This is a genomic window from Metabacillus niabensis, assembly GCF_020524345.1.
GTDB lineage: Bacteria > Bacillota > Bacilli > Bacillales > Bacillaceae > Metabacillus > Metabacillus niabensis_B.
On sequence record NZ_JAIVLH010000053.1, the window covers coordinates 1 to 3,738 of the forward strand.

The 3,738-nt window shown below is 35.8% G+C and carries 4 protein-coding genes and 1 tRNA gene; 2 read left to right on the forward strand and 3 right to left on the reverse strand.

Annotated elements, in window-relative coordinates; genetic code table 11:
* Positions 1-355, reverse strand: a 355-nt coding sequence (locus LC095_RS27355; protein ID WP_226530904.1) for an EAL domain-containing protein, incomplete at its 3' end; no start/stop codon positions are given.
* A gap of 307 nt (positions 356-662) precedes the next feature.
* On the opposite strand from LC095_RS27355, the gene LC095_RS26490 reads away from it, so the two are divergent.
* A complete protein-coding gene (locus tag LC095_RS26490) occupies positions 663-1,676 on the forward strand; it encodes a TAXI family TRAP transporter solute-binding subunit (protein WP_226530902.1) in 1,014 nt (337 codons plus the stop codon).
* A gap of 206 nt (positions 1,677-1,882) precedes the next feature.
* Positions 1,883-1,954: transfer RNA gene (locus LC095_RS26495), tRNA-Val, on the forward strand.
* A 102-nt stretch (positions 1,955-2,056) separates the two neighbouring features.
* On the opposite strand, the gene LC095_RS26500 is transcribed toward LC095_RS26495, so the two are convergent.
* Entirely contained in the window at positions 2,057-3,193 is a 1,137-nt protein-coding gene (locus LC095_RS26500; protein ID WP_226530903.1) for a site-specific integrase, read from the reverse strand.
* 444 nt (positions 3,194-3,637) lie between these two features.
* Entirely contained in the window at positions 3,638-3,730 is a 93-nt protein-coding gene (locus tag LC095_RS27360) for an IS3 family transposase (protein ID WP_226529800.1), read from the reverse strand.
* Between the last annotated feature and the right edge of the window lie 8 nt (positions 3,731-3,738).

Here is a 3,738-nt window from a genome sequence, read left to right on the forward strand (position 1 = left end):
TTAGATCATTATCTAAAAGTACACACTGTAATATAAATTGAACCGCCGTATACGGAACCGTACGTACGGTGGTGTGAGAGGGGCGAAAATAATTAAAATTATTTTTCCCTCTACTCGATTTTATTAACTCTATTATTTTATTGAATTGAAGAGGTAGACTAAAATAATATTCTTGAAAATCTGTACCCCCCTTAGATAATAGGAACTCCAACTGCTCCTTTGTTTCAATACCTTCTGCAATAATTTGAATATTTAACTCACGAGCAAGAGCGATAAGGGCTGAAATAATGGCTGCATCTTGCTGGTTGTTTGGAAGAGTTGAAATATATGAACGGTTAATTTGAATTGTATCAATTCAAGAAGTCTTACATTCGTAATAGAAGCATAACCTGTACCGAAATTCGAATTATTTTGATCCAACGACCCTTGTGAGCCTTCAATACGATAATGTCAGGACAATGTCAAGTGCTATTTTTCACCATTCTTTTTTCTCTTTTTTGACTATACATATTGATAATATACTATACAGAATTATCTGGGAACTAGCCCTCTGTGTTGGTAGATATAGGAAGTTCGTCAAGATTCATATGCATGTACAGAGAGGTTTCATCATATATAAAAAAGAGCTAGCGCTTTAACTAAAATTCAAAGGGGGAAAAGAGATGAAAAAAATGCGTCATAGCCTGTTGTTTATTCTACTCCTTGCCTTCATGTTGGTCATGGCTGCCTGTAATAGTGGTGCTGATTCGGGTAATACAAATGAAGAAGAGGGCACAAACGAATCTGAAAATAATTCAGGTGATAAGCAAGATTTAAGCTTATTAACAGGTGGTACAGGAGGAACGTATTATCCACTCGGCGGCCAGATCGGAAAAATTATTACCGACAACACAAATGCAAATATAACACCACAAACATCAGGTGCTTCAGCTGAAAACATGGAAACCTTAAGAGCTGGAGAAGCGGAAATAGCATTTTCACAAACAGACATTGCCGCATATGCGATTGATGGATTAGAAATGTTCGAAGGAAATGCGATTGATAATATACAAGCAATTGGATCTTTATATCCGGAGACAGTTCAGCTTGTCACAACAAAAGATAGTGGTATTACGTCAGTAGAAGACTTAAAGGGGAAAGCTGTGTCAGTGGGTGCCCCTGGTTCCGGAGCGTACATCAATGCCATGCAAGTGTTAGAAGCTCATGGACTAACAGATAAAGATATTAAGCCTCAAAACCTATCATTTGATGAATCAACAGATGGCATTCAGGCTGGAACCATCGACGCAGCATTCATAACAGCAGGGACGCCAACAGGTGCGGTAGAAGCACTATCAGCCCAAAACGATATCGTAATAGTCCCGTTTGCAGAAGATAAAATTCAAGCATTAATTGATCAGTATCCATATTATGCACAAGATACAGTTGCTGCAGGAACATATAAGATAGAAGAAGACGTAACAACAGTCGCTGTAAAGGCGATGCTTGTTGTAACAAAGGACTTAGATGAAGAGCTAGTCTATGAGATGACAAAATCACTATTTGAGAACACAGATAAAATTACACATGCTAAAGGTGAATTGATTACACCTGAAACTGCACTTGAAGGATTAGGAAATCTAGAGTTACATCCTGGTGCAGCGAAATATTTTGAAGAAAAAGGGATTCAGGAATAGATATAGTAGTTTTTGAGTTTTGAGGAATAATGATGAGAATCATGTCTAAATGGGAGAGTTTTGTCATATGGCAAGTCCGTTTTGACATGATTCAAATATTTTCTGGGAAATAAGTCGAACAGTGATAGAGAAGAAGTGTTGACTTGAGGTAGGTAACTGAATATAATATAATATGTAGCTTAAAGTGTTACATAAAATAATATATTGATCCGATAGTTCAGTGGGAGAACACTACCTTGACAGGGTAGGGGTCGGGGGTTCGAATCCCTCTCGGATCATCGAAATAGGAAGCTTCAATCCCTTGGTAGATAAGGGATTGAAGCTTTTCTTGTTTTTGAACATAAACTGCTACAAGACCTTCGAGAAAGAAAATTGCACATTTATTGCACATTGTCTCTAAAAAAATCTTGTTCGAACTTATTAGCAGTTTGTCTTTGTAATTCTGTACTTACATGAGAGTAAATATCTAGTGTGACTTGAACACGGCTATGGCCTAGTCGATCAGCAACAACTTTTGGATTTTCACCCAACGCCATTAAAGTAGTAGCATTGAGATGCCGTAAATCGTGAAAAGTAATCTTTGGTAAATTTGCTTCTTTAATAAGTGATTGGAATTGTCTTAGTAAATTTCTTGGCTCTATTGGTTTACCATCAAGTGTGCAATTTACAAGATCATTGTCTATAAAGCTTTCTCCTAATTTGTTTTTCATCGTCTCTTGTCTTTGTTGATGATTTTTCAGTAGACTAAGTACATAGTCAGAAACAACAACAATTCGGTCTGAGGATTCAGTTTTAACGTTCTTAAAGTAAAGGCCTTGATTCTTTGTTCGAGCTAAACTTCTTTGCACGTGTATATGACCTGTTTCGAAATTAATATCACTCCATTTTAGCCCTAACGTTTCCCCTCGTCGCATTCCAGTGAAAATCCCAAGTATATATGGTATCTCTATTGACTTCTCTGTTACTAATTCTAGAAATTGTTTAGTTTCACCTTTTGTCCAAAGCCCTTTTATTTTTGAATTTTTTACCGGGGGAGGAGAGGCCTCAAGAACGGGATTATGCTTAATTAACTTCCAGTTTAGTGCTTTTTTGAATGTTTGATTTAAGATAGAATGCATGATTTTAATATATCCTGCTGATAAGCATTCTTCTAATTTTGCCTCATAGAATTCATCAATCATAAAAGTATCTATATCTGAGATTTTTTTTTGATCAAAATATGGAATAATCTGTTTATCAACTATGTGGCGACGTGATTCAGCAGTTGTAGGTTCAACATTTCTTCGATATATCCCATCGAACCACCGATTTAAAAATACTTCAAACATTTCAATTGATGGTTCGAAATATGAACCATCTAGAACTTGAGCCTGAATACTAGTTAGTTCATCTTGAGCAGCTTTTCTTGTTGGAAACCCACCTCTGTACTTTTGTTTTCTTTTACCTGTTTTGGGGTCAGTACCTACATCAATGCGGAAGTACCATTTTCCAGTTTTATTATCCTTCTTTATGATCATTTGTTCTCCTTTCATTAATGGTATGTGGTCAAATACAGTATGGTCAAAAAGAGTTAACTTAATAAATGTTGTTATTGATAGTACCTTTTGGAGGATTCTCAAACATTATAGGAGAGATTTGAAGGATGACTTCCAATGGTCTATTAAGATAAACGAGAGGGGAGCGAAACGGTGACCTCTACGTTGCCAGAGGAAAATATGTTAATTAACTGAGTTAATTAAGTTAAATATAATGCAATGAAGTCTGATTTAGTAAGGTTTAAATGGGATTTGTGTATAATCTAGTTCAGTTAAAATCAATTAAATAAAATAAGTATGTGCACACTTTTGTGCACACTTTAGGCATTACAAGGAGAAAATACACCTTGGCCCCCTTACTACCAATATCGTTTTTTAAAATCGTCTAGATGCATTAAGTTGGTATAGTGGATAGTCAACAGTAAACTAGACAACTTTTTTAAGGTGTTCAAGTTTGAATTCTATTGGGCTTAGATAGCCTAGTGTTCCATGAATTCTTTTGTTATTAAACCAATGGATATAGGTAT

Bases quoted from the DNA above. Each gene is read 5' to 3' on its own strand.
- LC095_RS26490 (WP_226530902.1), top strand. From the start codon at position 663: ATGAAAAAAATGCGTCATAGCCTGTTGTTTATTCTACTCCTTGCCTTC.
- LC095_RS26500 (WP_226530903.1), bottom strand. From the start codon at position 3,193: ATGATCATAAAGAAGGATAATAAAACTGGAAAATGGTACTTCCGCATT.